Here is a 15,430-nt window from a genome sequence, read left to right as displayed (position 1 = left end):
GAATTAGTTAATTAGCTCGCCATGGACCGCATCTTCGAAGCCCTTGCCTCCACCGCGCGCCGGCAGATCCTGGCCTACCTCAGCGCCGGTGAGCTCAGCGCGGGTGAACTGGCCGAGCGCTTCGATTTCAGCAAGCCCGCGCTGTCCAGCCATCTGCGCATCCTTGAGGAAGCCGGGCTGATCGAACGCGAGAAGCGTGGCCAGTTCGTGTACTTCCGGCAGGTGCCGGACCGCCTGGCCAATACGCTGTTCTCCTGGGCCGCTGAAGTCTGTCCGGTCGGTGGCCCGCTCAAGCGCGAAGCCCGCGCCCGCCGCAAGTCCCCTGCCCGCTGAGCATCCCTGCCAAGGAGCGCGACCATGCCTGGACCGACCCGCGACCGCCGTTCGTTTCCAGCCGTCCAGCTTCCCGCCCGGGAAGGAGCCAGCCCGACCGAAGTCACGCTGATCGCGCAATTGGGCATCGGTGCCGGTGATGCACTGATCATCGACGCCAACCAGCGCCAGCGCCACCATCCGGCCTTCATCGATGCGCTGGATGAGCCCTCGGCACGGCTGGGCGGCATGCATCTGCAGCAGGGTGATCCGTCCTCGCTGTACAGTTTCTCTGTTGGTGCCGGTGGCCATCCGTTCCATCGCCATGCCGGTCCACGCATGTTCACGGCCGTCGCCGGCAGCGCCGGCGCCGAGCTGCGCTTCGCCAGCGTTTCCGACGCGGAGCTGGCGAGCGATCCCGGCGTCTTCGCGCGCACGCTGCGGCGCGTCCGCATCCCGCCGGACTGCCTGTTCACCGTGCGCTTCGGTGGCGGCACCTGGCACCAGTTCGCATCGAACCACCGCAACCATCCGGCGCTGTTCGCGCTGTCGTGCCACAGCAATGAACTGGCCGGTGCGATGAGCGAGCACACCCGTGCGCAGGTACAGCGCAATGCCGCCGACATTCCCAGCCTCACTGACGTACTGCCGGAAGCCTGCTGGCCGACGGCAGCCGCTCTGGCGGCCACGCCGCTGATGCAGCTGTCACTGCAGGCTGCGCCCCCCAGCCTGCGTGCCCAGCTATGCGCGCGCACCCGCGCATGGTTCGGCCCGCTGCGGCGGATCACATTGCAACCGCTGCGTGGGTTCGTCGAACGCGCTACGCCGGCCTACCCCATCCAGTCACAGGCACCACACAGCGACGGCCTGCTCGCCACTGCGCTACCGCTCAGCCACTACCAGGACCTGACTACGCTGCTGCTGGACAGGACGCAGGTGCGGCAGCGTTCCGCGTCGGCACTGCTGGCCGAGGTACTGGAAGGCTTCCTGCGCAATCCCCCAAGCGGCGTGGACCGGTTGATGGCGCTGCGCAACCGCCTGGTTGCGCCGCTGAGGCTGCGCACCTCACCGCTGGGCTGCCCGGTATCGTCGCTGCTGTCCAATGACCGCAGCCGGTTGTTTGCTGGCCATTATCCAGTGCTGGATTCGCGGGTCGATGCAGATGACCACTGCGCGGAAGTCCTGCTCGGTGCCGACGACCGCCATCTGCGTTTCCGCAGCAGCGTGCGGGTGCAGCTGCGTGCGGATGGTGGCGTCGAGATCAGTCTCGGTTCGCGCGTGCAGACCCGCAATGCGTTCGGTCGCATCTACATGGCGCTGATAGACAGCACGCATCGCCACTACGTCGCACCGGCACTGCTGCGGCGTGCGGCCGAACACGCACTTGCACCGGAACTGGACGGCATCGGTGACTGGGCGGGACACCCCGCGCCCAGGTAATGCCAGACAACCAGCAGCCGGTACCCTCTTGGCAGCATCACCTCACAGATGCTGCCTGAAGAACGGGATCACCGCCGCCAGCGCCTGCGCCACCGGCTCCGGCTTGTCGTACAGATCGTAGTGCGACCAGCCTTCGATCATCGCAACCTGCTTGTGCCTGGACGCTGCGCGGCCATGGATCTCCAGGCCATCACGGTAGGCACCGAAGCCGCCCGGCTTGTCGCCGATCACCACCAGCAGCGGCTGGGTCAGCAGTACCTCGGCCAGGTGGAACGCATCCCAACCGATCGCCGCAGCGCGGTGCGAGAACAGCGCACGCGAGGCACCGTTGGGCTTCTGGCCACGCGCAGTGCGGTAGTACTCGGTGGCTTCCAGCACATCGATATCGGTGATGCCGGCCGCACGCCCCTCCTCCACCGACATCGGCAGGAACATGTCCACGCGTGCCTCGCCGCCACGCATTTCCGCAGTGCGCTGGGTGGCAATCGCCTCCAGCGTGCCAATGGGATCGAAGCCACCGAAGGCTTCACGGCTGAGGCGGCCGAAGTTGACCCCGGTGATGCTGGTGATGGCCTTGATGCGGCGTTCGGTCATGCTGGCGTTGATCGCGTAACCGCCTCCGCCACAGATGCCAAGCACGCCGATGCGTCCGGCATCCACATACGGCAAGGTGACCAGGTAGTCGACCACGTGGCGAACATCCTCCACCCGCTGTGTCGGGTCTTCGATCCAGCGCGGTTCGCCACCACTGGCGCCCTGGAAGCTGGCGTCGAAGGCAATGACCACGAAGCCCTCGCGGGCCAGGGCCTCGCCATAGACATTGCCCGAGGTCTGCTCCTTGCAGCTGCCGATCGGGTGCATGCTGATGATGGCCGGGTAACTGCGCTGGCGGTCAAAACCCGGCGGGAAATACAGGTCGGCGGCAATCTGCCAGGCCATGTCCGGATTCTGGATGCTGACGGTTTCCATGGGCGTTTCCTCTGTGGGGCGAAGGGGCGACCGGGGTATCGCCGTTGCCAACACGATAGGCCTGGTATTGGACTCGAAAAAGCCGACAATGCTGACCACAGTAGTAAGCTGGAGTTACCAGTCCGCGACGGCCCGCCGATGAATCCATCTACCCCGTTCAGCCCCGCCCTGCTGCCGCATCTGGCCGGCTTCGCCCACATTGCCCACCACCGCAGCTTCACCAAGGCGGCCGACGAGATGGGCATCTCGCGTCCGGCGCTGTCGCAGAACCTGAAGACGCTGGAGAAGCAGCTGGGCGTGCGTCTGCTGCACCGGACCACCCGTGAGATGTCGCTGACCGAGGAAGGGCAGCGCCTGTTCGACGCACTACGGCCGTCGCTGGGCACCATCGAAGCCGCGGTACGCGGCCTGCGCGCCAACCACGATGCACCGTCGGGCCTGCTGCGCATCAACACCGCGCGCCTGACCGCCAAGACCCTGATCGAACCGCACCTGCCGGAATTCTTCGCGCGCTTTCCCGAGCTGCGCATCGAACTGGTGATGGATGATGGCCTGTCCAGCATCGTCGCCGACGGCTGCGACGCCGGCATCCGCCTCGGTGAACGCCTGGCCGAGGGCATGATCGCGGTTCCGGTCACGCCGATGCTGGAAATGGTGGTCGCCGCCTCGCCCCACTACCTGGCCCGGCATGGCACGCCAACAACGCCGGCCGAACTGGCCTCGCACGAATGCCTGGGCTACCGACAGACCGGCAGCGGCAACATCTATGCCTGGGAGTTCAGCACGCCCGGCCAACCCGGCCATGACTTTGAGGTGGAACCACGCGGTCGCTATGTCAGCAACGACGACGAAGGGATGATCCGGGCGGCGCTGCAGGGACTGGGCGTGATGCAGCACATCGACCTCTCCTTGCAGCCGATGCTGGCCGATGGACGCCTGGTCCGCTTGATGCCGGAGTGGTCCACGCCGTTCCCCGGCTTCTACCTGTATGTGCCTTCGCGCGAGCAGATGCCACCTCGCGTGCGTGCACTGATGGAGTTCCTGATCGAGAAGCGCGAAGGCGTCGCCAAGGCGCTCGGCCGCACGGTGCAGGCCCCCGCCACCCGCGGCTAGGCCTCAACGCGGGTAGCGGTACACCAGATCATCCGCATCGCTGCGCACGGCCTGCGCATCGAGCACGCCGCCCAGCCGCTGCGCAACGGCCTGTGATGCCATATTGTCCGGCGCCATGTAGCTGACCAGGGTCGGCAGCTGCGCCACCACGAAGGCCCAGTCGCGCAGCGCGCCGGCCGCCTCGGTGGCGAACCCCTGCCCCTCATGGCCGTCGTACAGCAGCCAGCCCAGTTCCTTTTCCGGGAACAACGGACCGTGGTTGATACCGACCTGGCCGATGCAGGCACCACTGTCGCCGCGCTCGATCATCAGCGCACCGTGGCCGAACAGCTGCCAGCTGGCCAGGTCGTGGCAGAACTGCCCCCACGCGGCGACCTCACCAAACGGACCGCCCATGCCGCACGCACGCGGCGACGCCAGGAATGCGGCGTAGACCTCGAAGTCATCGAGCCGTTGCGGGCGCAGCCGCAAGCGTTCGGTGTAAAGCGTGGGAATCTCGAGCATGCCGTCGCGCGACCTCAATACACCGCCAGATGGCCACAACCGCGGCGCTGTGGCTGCCCTTCCATCGTCACCTGTACGCTGGCCAGGGTGTCGACGCCTTCGGCAGTGCGGCACGACTCGCGCTTGATCTCGACGACAGCCGGCTGCCTGCCAAGTTCACCGTTGAGCACGATCAGCGAGCTGGGCGCATCCGCCGGCTGCCCCAGATAGCGCAGCGTGCCCTTGTGGATGCGGCCGTCAACGCTGAGGCTGGCATCGTGGTTGCCCTTGCCGGTGGAGGCGATCTCGATGCTCCAACCCGCGCCGCCGCCGGTGAAGGCCGGCACCGGGCTCAGGTCGGCGGCGATGGAGGGATGGCGCGGCGCATCCGCAGCGGTCTGCGAAGCGGTGGAGGTACAGCCGGCCAACAACCCGGCCAGCAGCACTGCGGCGACAACGGGGCGAGCGGTCATGATGGCTCCTTCCAAGCGATCGGAGGGCCAGTCTAGGCGGCACTGCGTGCGCCAGCGATGAACGTGGCGTTTCAGCGCGGAACGCGCCCGCCACCGGCCACCCGCACGCGATCACGGCCCTGCGCCTTGGCCTGGTACATGGCGGCATCGGCGGCACGCAGCAGCGTGCGCCAGCCCAGTGCATCGGTACCTCCCTGGGCCACGCCGAAACTGGCGGTCACCCGCAGTTCGATGCCACCCGCGATTACGATGTCCAACTGCTGCAGCGCCAGGCGCAGCGACTCCGCCAGGCGGCGGCCACCCGCGAGATCACCGTCGGCCAACAGCACCAGGAATTCCTCGCCACCGTAGCGGGCAATGCTGTCACTGCGGCGCAGGTGGCGCTGCAGCAGCTGTGCCACCTGCTCCAGCACCTGGTCACCGGCATCGTGGCCATGGCCATCGTTGATCGCCTTGAAGCGGTCGACGTCCAGCAGGATCACCACCGCACTGGCCTCGCCCTCGGCATGCCGCTGCTGCACCACTTCCTCCAGCGCGCGTCGGTTCAGCAGGCCGGTCAGTTCGTCGGTACCGGCCAGCTGGCGCAGCTCGCTGGTCAACGCCAAGCGTTCCCGCGACTTCTCGCGCAGCACTTCGATGGCATCGAACAGGCGCTGCATTTCCGCCAGCGGATGGGTGACGTGCTGCTCCGGGCCGGGTGCATCGGAGGCGATCTGGATCACCTGCCGCTGCGCCAGCAGCAACGGCCGCAGGATCTGCAGATGGGCAATGCGCAGGGCCACGCCAAGCACCACCAGCGTGCCCAGCGCAGTCGCCACCAACACTGCCAGCCGTGTCGCCTCACGGTTGCGGGTGCGCTCGAAACGGGCGATGGACACGCTCAGGTAGCCATCACGCAGCGCTTCCAGTGACTGCAGCGTCGGCACGTAGCGCGCGGTGAACTCGGCCGCGGTCCATGGTGGCGGCACGCCGCGGCGACCGTCCTCGATCAGCTGCTCGATCATCGGCAGCGACTCGCCAAAGAACTGCCGACGGGCCATGTCCCAGTGCCAGGACAGCTCCGGGTCACTGCGGAACACCGACTGGTGGCTGCCGGCCAGCCGCCACAGTTCCAGCAGGCGGCCCTCGGTCTGCAGTGCAGCGCGTACCTGCTCGTCGCGCCAGGCGCCCGGCACCGCGACCGGCGCCATCACGTTGGACGCCAGGCGGCCGCCATGCTCGCGCAGATCGATCAGCACCTGGCCCTGCATCGCCGGAATGGCTGCCTCACGGTCGACGCTGACCAGCAGATTGATCTGCGCCGAGGTCAGCAGATGCAGCCGGTCGACGACTGCGAACATGCTGTTGATCGCCCGCTCCACTTCCTCCACCCGGCGCGCCTCCTGCGGCTGCGCGGTGACGCGGTCGACCGCCGCACGCGCCGATTTCAGCCGACGCTGCGCATCGGCCAGCAGGCCCTGCTCGTCCACCACACCGGGAGCGGCCCTGAACACGCTGTCCAGCTGCTGCATCGAGATATCCACCCGCCTGCGCGCCATCGCCAGCTGCGCAGCCAGCCGCGCGTGTTCGGCGGCATCGGCCGGGTCGGCGCCGAGCAGGCTGTTGGCCGGGCCGCGTTCGGCGGAGACCAGGTTGGCCAGGTCGAAGGTCTGCCGCAGCTGGCGCAGGCTGACCAGGTTGTCTTCGGCGGCGCTGTAGCGCAGCGTGCCCTGGACCAGCGCGATGGCCATCAACGGCAGCGTACAGACCACGAACAACCCCGCCAGGATCCAGACCCAGGTCCGCAACCCGATGGGCGATGCCTTGCCGGCCATGCAAATTTCCCCTGAAGTGCGGATCACTGTAGCCGCCGGTCCCGGCAGCGCCAAGCCAGTGCCGCGCGAACCGTGACCACGGGTATACCGCAGCTACCGCGAACGCGCCGGCAAGGTCTTACCAAGCGCCTGGGCGGGCCGAATGCGTCACACCCTGCCGTACTAGATCCAGCGCTGGTCGACCAGTTCGCGCTTCACATAGGCGTAGAACACCGGCGCGGCGACCAGGCCCGGCAGGCCGAACGCCGCTTCCATCACCAGCATCGCCAGCAGCAGCTCCCAGGCACGGGCCTGGATTTCGCCGCCAACGATGCGCGCATTGAGGAAGTACTCCAGCTTGTGGATCACGATCAGGTACAGCAGCGCGGCCACGGCCACGTAGAACGAAACCGACAGCGCGACGATGGTGATGATGGTGTTGGAGATGATGTTGCCCACCACCGGCAGCAGGCCGGCGATGAAGGTGATCAGCACCAGGGTCTTGGACAGTGGCAGGTGCACGCCGAACAACGGCAGTACGCCCAGCAGGAAGATGGCGGTGAACACGGTATTGAGCAGCGAGATCTTCACCTGCGCGAACACCACCTGGCGGAACGCGGTGGCCAGGCGGCTGGTGCGGCCGATCAGCTCCTGCGCCAGCGGGCCCATCTTCGGCAGCGGCAGTTCGTCGTACAACGCAATCATCGCGCCCAGCACCATACCGATCAGTACGCGTACACCCACCTGCACCACCGAGGTACCGGCCACGCCCAGCTGGCGCTGATGTTCGGCGGCCCAGTCGTTCAGCGCCGTGCGCAGTGCCGGCATGTCCTCGGGGATGTACGGCTGCAGCAGCGCCGGCACCTGGTGCCGCGACGAATTGAGGATCTCCATCAGCCGTGCCAGCAGCGCGTCCGGCCCACCGGTCTCGTTGCGGAAAAATGACGCCACGCCGATTCCGGCCAGCACCAGCGCGCTGATGATCACCGCTGACAGCACGATCACCGCGATGGCCCGCGCCCGACCTGGCGGCAGCTTGCCCTCCACGGTGGAGGCCAGCAGGTGGGTCAGCTGGAACACCAGCAGACCCGACAGCAGGGTCACCACCAGGCCCAGCTTCAACGCCAGCCACATGCCCAGCAGCATCATCAGCCAGGCCGCGATCCTCGGGACGGGGGGCTTGGGCTGGGCAACAAGGGCGTCTTGCATCAGGGCAGGTCCGGGCGGGGTGGCCCATGGTAGAGGATTGCCGTGGCGATGCCGCGTGCAGGATGAATGGCCGTTACGCCACGATTGCACAGGCCGCCGCCCCGCTCCCGGCAGGCTTCCTCGACTCAGGCGCGATCCAGCGCCAGATAACGACCGGTACGCACGATCTCCTCGCGCTCGCTGAAGCTGGCCAGCGCATTGGCGACACGCCCGCTGTCACCGGTCGCTGCAATCTCCTGCAGGGTGCGCTGCATGGCCCGGATCGCAGCCCGTTGCAGGTCCGAGGGAATGATCACCAGCCGGTAATCGAGTTCGGCAAGCCGCTGCACCGGCACCAGCGGCGTCTTGCCGCTGTGGAACATGTTGATCAGCTTCGGCCCGGGAACACGCTGCGAAATCACCTCGATCTGCTCCAGCGTTTCCGGGGCCTCGACGAAGATCATGTCCGCGCCCGCCTCCACATACGCACGCGCGCGTTCGATCGCCGCATCCAGGCCCTCGCAGGCGATGGCGTCGGTACGCGCGATGATCATCAGCTCCGGATCGATCCGCGACTGGCAGGCGACGCGGATCTTCGTGCACATCTCGCCCGCGTCAACCAGCGTCTTGTCATCCAGGTGACCACAGCGCTTGGGGAAGGCCTGGTCCTCGATATGCAGGGCGGCAACCCCTGCCCTTTCCAACGCGCGCACCGTGCGTTCAACATTCGCGGTGCCGCCGAAGCCGGTGTCAGCGTCGGCGATCACCGGCAGATCGCAGGCATCGACGATCCGTTCAACCTGCACAAGCACTTCGCTGAGACCGAGCAGGCCGATGTCCGGTACGCCGGCCGAACGTGCGATGGCCCCGCCGCTGGCATATACCGCATCGAAGCCGGCCAGCTCCACCAGGCGTGCCGACAAGCCATCGAATACGCCCGGTGCTATCACGCTGCCCTGCCGAAGCAGATCGCGCAGCCGACGTGTCTTCTTCATGTGGTCTCCCTTGTAGTTGGACATCTGCCGTGGGATACCGATGATGTTGCCGCCACCGGCGACCGTCCAATACCGTGTTCGTACAGCACCAGAACGCCTGAGGTTCCAATGGAACTGCGCCACCTGCGCTACTTCGTCATGACCGCCCAACTGCAGAGCTTCACCAAGGCCGCCGAGGCCCTGCATATCGCCCAGCCACCGCTCGGGCAGCAGATCCGCGCGCTGGAGGAAGAGATCGGCACGCCGCTGTTCCATCGCCAGGGACGCGGCATCGTGCTCAGTGACGCGGGCCGCGTGTTCTGGGCAGCAGCCGTGGACATCCTCGCGCGCGTCGACCACGCCAAGGAGCAGGCGCTGAGCGCTGCACGCGGCGAGGTCGGCACGCTCACGCTGGGGCTGACCGAATCGGCCTCATACAACGACGCGGTGACCGCACTGCTGCGCAGGTTCCGGCAGGCGCATCCGGCGGTGCAGCTGCAACTGGTCGAAGACGGCAGTGAATCCCTGATCCGGCGCCTGGACGACGGCGAACTGGACGCGGTGATCGTGCGCCCACCGTATTCGCATCCTGGCGAGCTGGTGATCCAGCAGCTCAGCGCCGAACCACTGGTGGCGGTACTGCCGGCCGAACACCCGCTGGCCGGCCGGGCGGGCATCGCACTGACCGAGCTGCGCGATGAGCGCTTCATCCTGTTCTCGCGGAAATCCGGCTATGGCCTGAGCGCCGATGTCGTCGCTGCCTGCCGCAGCCAGGGCTTCACCCCCACCATCCAGCAGGAAGCGCCACAGGTGGCCTCGGCCATCAACCTGGCTGCAGCGGGCCTGGGCATCGCTATCGTGCCGGCCTCGATGCAGACCCTGCATCGGCCGGGCCTGGCCTTCGTCGCGCTGGAACTGGGCATGCCGATCACCGCCCTGCAGCTGGCCATGCGCGGCCAGCATCCTGCACTGGCCGCCGCGCTGCTGCGCTGTGCATGCAGCAGCGCACACCCGCCGACGGCGCCGGACGATGCCCGCAGTACAGAGCTGCGTACCCCTTGATTATTTGACTTAGGCAAGTAATTATTTGACCAAGTCAAATACATGGATCGGCCAAGGCAATGGGCACGCTTTCCGAACGCGCCGATGCAGTGCGGCGCTTCAACCGCTTCTATACCCGGCAGATCGGGGTACTACAGGAATCGCTGCTGCGCAGTGGCCTGTCGCTCACCGAAGTCCGCATCCTGTACGAACTGGCCCACCACGCACCGTTGTCGCCCTCGGACCTGTGCCGTGAGCTGGGCCTGGATGCCGGCTATGTGAGCCGGGTCACCGCCAGGTTCGAACGGCAGGGCTATCTCATCAAGGACCGCTCGGCCGAGGATGCGCGCGTGGTCGTTCTGACCCTGACGGCACTTGGGCACAGCGTGTTCGCGCCACTGGAAGAAACCTCGCGGCGGGAAATGACCGAGCTGCTGGCGACGCTGCCCGAGACGGCACAGCTGACGCTGCTTTCGGCCATGGGCCAGATCGAAAGCGTGCTGGGCGACAGGTCTCCCTCGTACCTGCTGCGGGATCCGCGGCCGGGCGACATGGGGCTGGTGGTCTCGCGGCAGTCCGCGCTGTATGCCCGCGAATTCGGCTGGAATGCGGAGTACGAAGCGCTGGTGTCGGAGATCGTTGCCAAGTACCTGCGCGAGCTGGACCCGGCGCGTGAACGCTGCTGGATCGCCGAGAAGGACGGCGACATGGTGGGCTCGGTGTTCGTGGTCAGGCAGAACGACAGCACAGCCAAGCTGCGCCTGCTCTATGTGGATGCCACCGCGCGCGGCATGGGCATCGGCGCCCGGCTGGTGGAAGAGTGCATCGCGTTTGCGGCGTCCGCCGGCTATACGCGGATGACGCTCTGGACCAACAGCGTACTGGCCGATGCCCGGCGCCTGTACGAACGCGCGGGCTTCCAGCTGGTACAGGAAGAGCCCCACCACAGCTTTGGCCACGATCTGCTCGGCCAGGTCTGGGAACGGACGCTCTGATACCCACCGCATGCGCACGGCGTGCGGTGCCGTAAATCAGTCCGCCCAGCTGGCCGTATTCTTGCCCTGGCGCTTGGCGTGATAGAGGGCCTTGTCGGCCGTGGCCAGCCAGTCTTCCACGGTGCCCTGGCCCGGCGTCGCCGCGATACCGATGCTGACACTGAACTCCACGCCCGGTGCCACCTGCCTTGCCGCTTCGAGCAGATGCAGCCGGATCCGCTCGGCCACATGCATCGCATCACGCGTCGTGCAGTCACGCAGCAGCACCACGAATTCGTCGCCACCCAACCGTGCCGGTATGTCGCCCGGGCGTGCGAACTCGCGCAAGGTGGCGGCGATCTGCCGCAACACCTCGTCCCCGGCCCGATGCCCATGTGAATCGTTGATGCGCTTGAAGTCGTCGACGTCGAGCATCAGCAGGCAGGCGAAGCCCCCCTGTCCCTGCGCCTTGTCCAGCACCTGCTGCGCGCGGAGGATCAGGAAGCCACGATTGGCCAGCTCCACCAATGGATCCATCCGGCTCAGCCGCTGCAGCTGGCGGTTCTGTGATTTGACCCGGCGTGCCAGTTGCCAGCTCAGGATGCTCAGCCCGATGCCATACACGAACAGGAACGGCACGCTCAGCACGATCGTGCGCTGCGAGGAGATGGGCTGGTAGGGAAATCCAAGCGCCCACCAGCTGAGCAGAAAGCCCAGCACCAGTGCCAGCGTCGCCCGCATCGCCAACCGCACGCCACCGGCAGCGATCTTGTCGGCGACCAGCAGCGCGGCGAACAACGCACTGGGGACCGCGCTCAGCGCCATGAAGGCGATCCAGCCACCGCCGAAGAAGGAGTCGGCCACCATGCAGCGGAACTGCACCACCGCGGGCTGGCGGGATCGGTGGGTCAGCAGCAGTGCAAGCGCCGGCCACGCCAACGCGTTGAGCAGCAACAGTACCCACGCCCAGGCGCCATCCTGGCGTTCGAGAATGATCGAAGCGATCGGGATCGCCCCCAGCCCATTGCCGACGAAGCGCATCCAGCCGATGCGCCGCGCCGCGCCGATGCCCTCGACTGCGACTTCCGTCGCGTCAATCAAGAACGGCATGGCCGACCCCCTTGAGCGATCGCACGTTCCCCCCCTGGCAGCCTGGCGGGCTGCCTGTGCCGAGTCTGACAGCTTCGCGTCAATTCCGGATCAAGGGTTGCTGGCTGCAACCGTGCCGGCCGGCGGCTGCAGGCCAACTGCTCCGCACGGCCCTCAGCCGCTGCTGGGCGCAGCCGTCGAGCCGCGCAGCATCAGGCTGAAATCCAGCGTCTGCTGCAGCGGCACATCGACCTGCTCGATGATGGCGAGCAGCAGGTTGACCGCGCGCTCACCGATCTCGCGCATGGGCTGCCGGATGGTGGTCAACGGCGGCGTCAGGTAACGCGACGATGCCAGATCGTCAAAGCCGACGATGGACAGGTCCTCCGGCACGCGGATGCCCAGATCCCGGCAGGTCGCCAGGGCACCCAGCGCCATCTGGTCGCTGAAGCAGAAGATCGCCGTCGGCGCGGCGGCCGAGGCCAGCAGCGCCTGCGCGGCCGCATGGCCGGACTGCAGGGAAAAGTCGCCCGGCACGATGCCCAGCTGGCGCAGGCGGCCGCGCGCCTTGGCGGCGGCCCGGACCCCTTCCATCCGTTGCTGGTGCAGCGGATTGTCGGGCGGCCCGCCGACCACGGCGATGCGCTCGTGTCCCAGCCCATACAGATGGTCCATCACCGCGCGCGCGGCGGCCGCGTTGTCGATGTGGACGCTGGGGATGCCCAGCGCGGGATCGAATTCGCAGCCATTGACCACCGGTGCAGCGGTGCCCCGCTGCTGGACGATCTCGCGCGCCGTCGGCGGCAGGCGGTGCCCCAGCACGATCAGCCCGTCGGCCTCGTTGCGCCGGAGCATCTGCGCGTAGCGCTCCTCGCGCTCGGGCAGATTCTGGGTATCGCCCAGCAGCACGGCGTAGCCGACCGCCTGCGCCGCGTCCTCCGCGCCCTGCAGGATCTGCGCGAAGAATGGATTGGCGATGTCCGGGACGGTGACCAGGATCTTGCCGCTGCGCTGGGTCTTCAGCGTCCGGGCGACCGTGTTGGGCACATAGCCCAGGGCAGCGGCCGCCTGTTCGATGCGCGTGCGGGTGGCCGGCAGCACCTTGTCCGGCCGCGAAAGCGCACGCGACACGGTACCGGCGGAAACGCCAACGTGCCTTGCGATGTCGTAGATGGTTGCCATGGCGTTACGTTGTTCCAATCGCTGTGCAGTGCACAACGGGTCTGCAGGAGGCCCATGCTAGGGTAATGCAATCGATTGCATCAGGGCGAATCATCTTGAAGACGCTCAAGGGTCCAGCGCTGTTCCTGGCGCAGTTCATTGGCGACACACCTCCCTTTGATCGACTGGACACGCTGGCCGGATGGGCCTCGGCGCTGGGCTATTCTGGCCTACAAGTACCGACCAGCGCGCCCCACCTGTTCGATCTGGCCGAGGCCGCGCGCAGCCAGGCGTACTGCGACGACCTCGCCGGCATGCTGGGCGGACATGGCCTGCAGATCACCGAACTGTCCACCCACCTGCAAGGACAGCTGGTTGCTGTCCACCCCGCCTACGACAGCCTGTTCGACGGTTTCGCGCCGGCAGACAAGCGCGGCGACCCGGCCGCCCGCCAGGCCTGGGCAGTGCAGCAGCTGCTGCTGGCCGCCAAGGCCAGCCAGCGCCTGGGGTTGACCGCGCACGCCACGTTTTCCGGCGCACTGGCCTGGCCCTACTTCTATCCCTGGCCGCAGCGTCCACCGGGGCTGGTGGAAGAAGCCTTCGCCGAGCTCGGCCGCCGCTGGCGACCGATCCTGGACGCCTTCGACGCCTGCGGCGTGGACCTGTGCTTCGAGATCCATCCGGGCGAAGACCTGCATGACGGCGCGACCTTCGAACGCTTCCTCGATGTGGTGGATCACCACCCCCGCGCGAAGATCCTGTACGACCCCAGCCACCTGCTGCTGCAGCAGATGGACTACCTGGGTTTCATTGACCGCTATCACGATCGCATCGGCATCTTCCACGTCAAGGACGCGGAGTATCACGCAAGCGCGCGCAGTGGTGTCTATGGCGGCTACCAGGACTGGATCGATCGTCCGGGGCGGTTCCGTTCGCTCGGCGACGGCCAGGTCGACTTCAAGGCGATCTTCTCGAAATTCGCGCAGTACGACTTCCCGGGCTGGGCCGTACTGGAGTGGGAGTGCTGCCTGAAGCACCCCGAGGACGGCGCACGCGAAGGTGCCGCGTTCATCCGCGACCACATCATCCGGGTGACCGAGCGTGCCTTCGATGATTTCGCCGACAGCGGCACGGACCCGCAATCACTGCGCCGCATGCTGGGAATCTGAGCCATTACCGCCCCGGGAGGGCAAGCCATGACGCACGCCATGTCGCGCTTGGGCGCGATGATGTTTCTGCAGTTCTTCATCTGGGGGGCATGGTTCGTCACCCTCGGAACCTACCTGGTGCAGGGCCCGCTGCAGGCCAGCGCCAGCCAGGTGGCAACGGCCTTCCTCAGCCAGTCCATCGGCGCCATCGTCGCGCCCTTCCTGGTCGGCCTGATCGCCGATCGCTACTTCGCCGCGCAGCGCATCCTCGCGGTGCTGCACCTGGCCGGCGCGGTGCTGATGTGGCTGGCGTCCACGGCGACCAGCTTCAGCATGTTCTCGGCCTACGTGATGGGCTACATGCTGCTGTTCATGCCCACGCTGGCGTTGGCCAACAGTGTGGCGATGCGGCACATGCAATCGCCCGAGAAGCAGTTCCCGCTGGTGCGCGTGGCGGGCAGCATCGGCTGGATCGTAGCGGGCGTGCTGATCGGCTGGCTGGGCTGGGAACAGGCGCATCGTCTGGAGCTGACCTTCCAGATGGCGGCGGTGGCCTCGCTGGCGCTGGGCCTGTATGCCTTCACCCTGCCGCACACGCCGCCACTGGCACAGCAGCGCGACGCTGGGCTGGGGCAGATCCTGGGGCTGGACTCGCTGCGGCTGCTGAAGTCGCGCTCCTACCTGGTGTTCTTCCTGGCCTCCATCGCCATCTGCATCCCGCTGTCGTTCTACTACAACTTCACCAACCCATATCTCAACGATCTCGGCGTGCGCGGCGCGGCCGGCCTGCAATCGCTGGGCCAGGTTTCCGAAGTCCTGCTGATGCTGGCCATGCCGTTCCTGTTCGTGCGCCTTGGCGTCAAGACGATGCTGGCGGTGGGCATGGCGGCCTGGGTGGTGCGCTATGCCATGTTCGCCTTCGGCGATGCGGGCGGCGGCTTCTCGCTGCTGGTGATCGGTATCGTGCTGCACGGCATCTGCTACGACTTCTTCTTCGTCACCGGGCAGATCTACACCGATGCGCATGCCGGCCCCGCCGCGCGCAGCAGCGCGCAGGGGTTCATCACCCTGGCCACCTACGGCGTGGGCATGCTGATCGGCACCTTCCTGTCCGGCGCGGTGGTGGAGCACTACACCACGGCAGCGGGCCCGGACTGGCAGAAGATCTGGTTGTTCCCGGCCGGCGTCGCACTGCTCGTGCTGATCGCCTTCCTGTTGCTGTTCCGCGAGCGGCCGGTGGCCGCGGCCGCGCCTTCCGCGCTCTGAGGACCA

General features: G+C 67.0%; 15 protein-coding genes. 7 read left to right on the top strand and 8 right to left on the bottom strand.

Going from position 1 to position 15,430, the window contains the following annotated elements:
- Positions 1–21 precede the first annotated feature (21 nt).
- Both SMAL_RS05465 and SMAL_RS05460 read left to right on the top strand, forming a co-directional pair.
- Positions 22–333, top strand: a complete 312-nt coding sequence (locus tag SMAL_RS05465) for a metalloregulator ArsR/SmtB family transcription factor (protein WP_004147836.1) — start codon at positions 22–24, stop codon at positions 331–333.
- A 24-nt stretch (positions 334–357) separates the two neighbouring features.
- Positions 358–1,752: a DUF2867 domain-containing protein gene (locus SMAL_RS05460; RefSeq protein WP_012510377.1), complete on the top strand. Its 1,395-nt coding sequence runs from the start codon at positions 358–360 to the stop codon at positions 1,750–1,752.
- 42 nt (positions 1,753–1,794) lie between these two features.
- Here the strand turns inward: SMAL_RS05460 and SMAL_RS05455 are convergent, their stop codons facing one another.
- Positions 1,795–2,721, bottom strand: coding sequence for an alpha/beta hydrolase (locus tag SMAL_RS05455; RefSeq protein ID WP_012510376.1), 927 nt, complete (start codon positions 2,719–2,721; stop codon positions 1,795–1,797).
- A 138-nt stretch (positions 2,722–2,859) separates the two neighbouring features.
- Between SMAL_RS05455 and SMAL_RS05450 the strand changes: the two genes are divergently transcribed.
- Positions 2,860–3,834, top strand: a complete 975-nt coding sequence (locus tag SMAL_RS05450) for a LysR family transcriptional regulator (protein ID WP_012510375.1) — start codon at positions 2,860–2,862, stop codon at positions 3,832–3,834.
- 3 nt (positions 3,835–3,837) lie between these two features.
- On the opposite strand, the gene SMAL_RS05445 is transcribed toward SMAL_RS05450, so the two are convergent.
- The 5 genes from SMAL_RS05445 to SMAL_RS05425 all read right to left on the bottom strand — a co-directional run bounded on the left by SMAL_RS05445 (position 3,838) and on the right by SMAL_RS05425 (position 8,766).
- Complete coding sequence (locus SMAL_RS05445) at positions 3,838–4,338, bottom strand: GNAT family N-acetyltransferase (protein ID WP_012510374.1); 501 nt, start codon at positions 4,336–4,338, stop codon at positions 3,838–3,840.
- A gap of 14 nt (positions 4,339–4,352) precedes the next feature.
- Positions 4,353–4,790, bottom strand: coding sequence for a hypothetical protein (locus tag SMAL_RS05440; protein ID WP_012510373.1), 438 nt, complete (start codon positions 4,788–4,790; stop codon positions 4,353–4,355).
- A gap of 71 nt (positions 4,791–4,861) precedes the next feature.
- Entirely contained in the window at positions 4,862–6,604 is a 1,743-nt protein-coding gene (locus SMAL_RS05435; RefSeq protein ID WP_012510372.1) for a GGDEF domain-containing protein, read from the bottom strand.
- Positions 6,605–6,766: 162 nt separating this feature from the next.
- Positions 6,767–7,792 (bottom strand): AI-2E family transporter, encoded by a 1,026-nt coding sequence (locus SMAL_RS05430; RefSeq protein WP_012510371.1) that lies wholly within the window; start codon positions 7,790–7,792, stop codon positions 6,767–6,769.
- 125 nt (positions 7,793–7,917) lie between these two features.
- A complete protein-coding gene (locus SMAL_RS05425; RefSeq protein ID WP_012510370.1) occupies positions 7,918–8,766 on the bottom strand; it encodes an isocitrate lyase/PEP mutase family protein in 849 nt (282 codons plus the stop codon).
- 108 nt (positions 8,767–8,874) lie between these two features.
- Here SMAL_RS05425 and SMAL_RS05420 point away from each other — a divergent pair, with 108 nt between their 5' ends.
- Positions 8,875–9,807 carry a LysR family transcriptional regulator gene (locus SMAL_RS05420; RefSeq protein ID WP_012510369.1) on the top strand — a complete coding sequence of 311 codons (933 nt, stop codon included), beginning with the start codon at positions 8,875–8,877 and terminating at the stop codon, positions 9,805–9,807.
- Between the two features lie 59 nt (positions 9,808–9,866).
- On the top strand, positions 9,867–10,781 hold the full coding sequence (locus tag SMAL_RS05415) for a bifunctional helix-turn-helix transcriptional regulator/GNAT family N-acetyltransferase (protein WP_012510368.1): 915 nt from the start codon (positions 9,867–9,869) through the stop codon (positions 10,779–10,781).
- A gap of 36 nt (positions 10,782–10,817) precedes the next feature.
- Here the strand turns inward: SMAL_RS05415 and SMAL_RS05410 are convergent, their stop codons facing one another.
- Both SMAL_RS05410 and SMAL_RS05405 read right to left on the bottom strand, forming a co-directional pair.
- Positions 10,818–11,870 (bottom strand): sensor domain-containing diguanylate cyclase, encoded by a 1,053-nt coding sequence (locus SMAL_RS05410; RefSeq protein WP_004147793.1) that lies wholly within the window; start codon positions 11,868–11,870, stop codon positions 10,818–10,820.
- 153 nt (positions 11,871–12,023) lie between these two features.
- On the bottom strand, positions 12,024–13,031 hold the full coding sequence (locus SMAL_RS05405; RefSeq protein ID WP_012510367.1) for a LacI family DNA-binding transcriptional regulator: 1,008 nt from the start codon (positions 13,029–13,031) through the stop codon (positions 12,024–12,026).
- Between the two features lie 95 nt (positions 13,032–13,126).
- Between SMAL_RS05405 and SMAL_RS05400 the strand changes: the two genes are divergently transcribed.
- Together SMAL_RS05400 and SMAL_RS05395 are read left to right on the top strand one after the other, a co-directional pair.
- On the top strand, positions 13,127–14,179 hold the full coding sequence (locus tag SMAL_RS05400) for a sugar phosphate isomerase/epimerase family protein (protein WP_012510366.1): 1,053 nt from the start codon (positions 13,127–13,129) through the stop codon (positions 14,177–14,179).
- A gap of 27 nt (positions 14,180–14,206) precedes the next feature.
- On the top strand, positions 14,207–15,424 hold the full coding sequence (locus SMAL_RS05395; RefSeq protein WP_012510365.1) for a nucleoside permease: 1,218 nt from the start codon (positions 14,207–14,209) through the stop codon (positions 15,422–15,424).
- Positions 15,425–15,430 lie beyond the last annotated feature (6 nt).

The sequence above is a fragment of the Stenotrophomonas maltophilia R551-3 genome (assembly GCF_000020665.1).
GTDB lineage: Bacteria > Pseudomonadota > Gammaproteobacteria > Xanthomonadales > Xanthomonadaceae > Stenotrophomonas > Stenotrophomonas maltophilia_L.
This window is presented reverse-complemented; position numbering and strand designations above follow the sequence as displayed.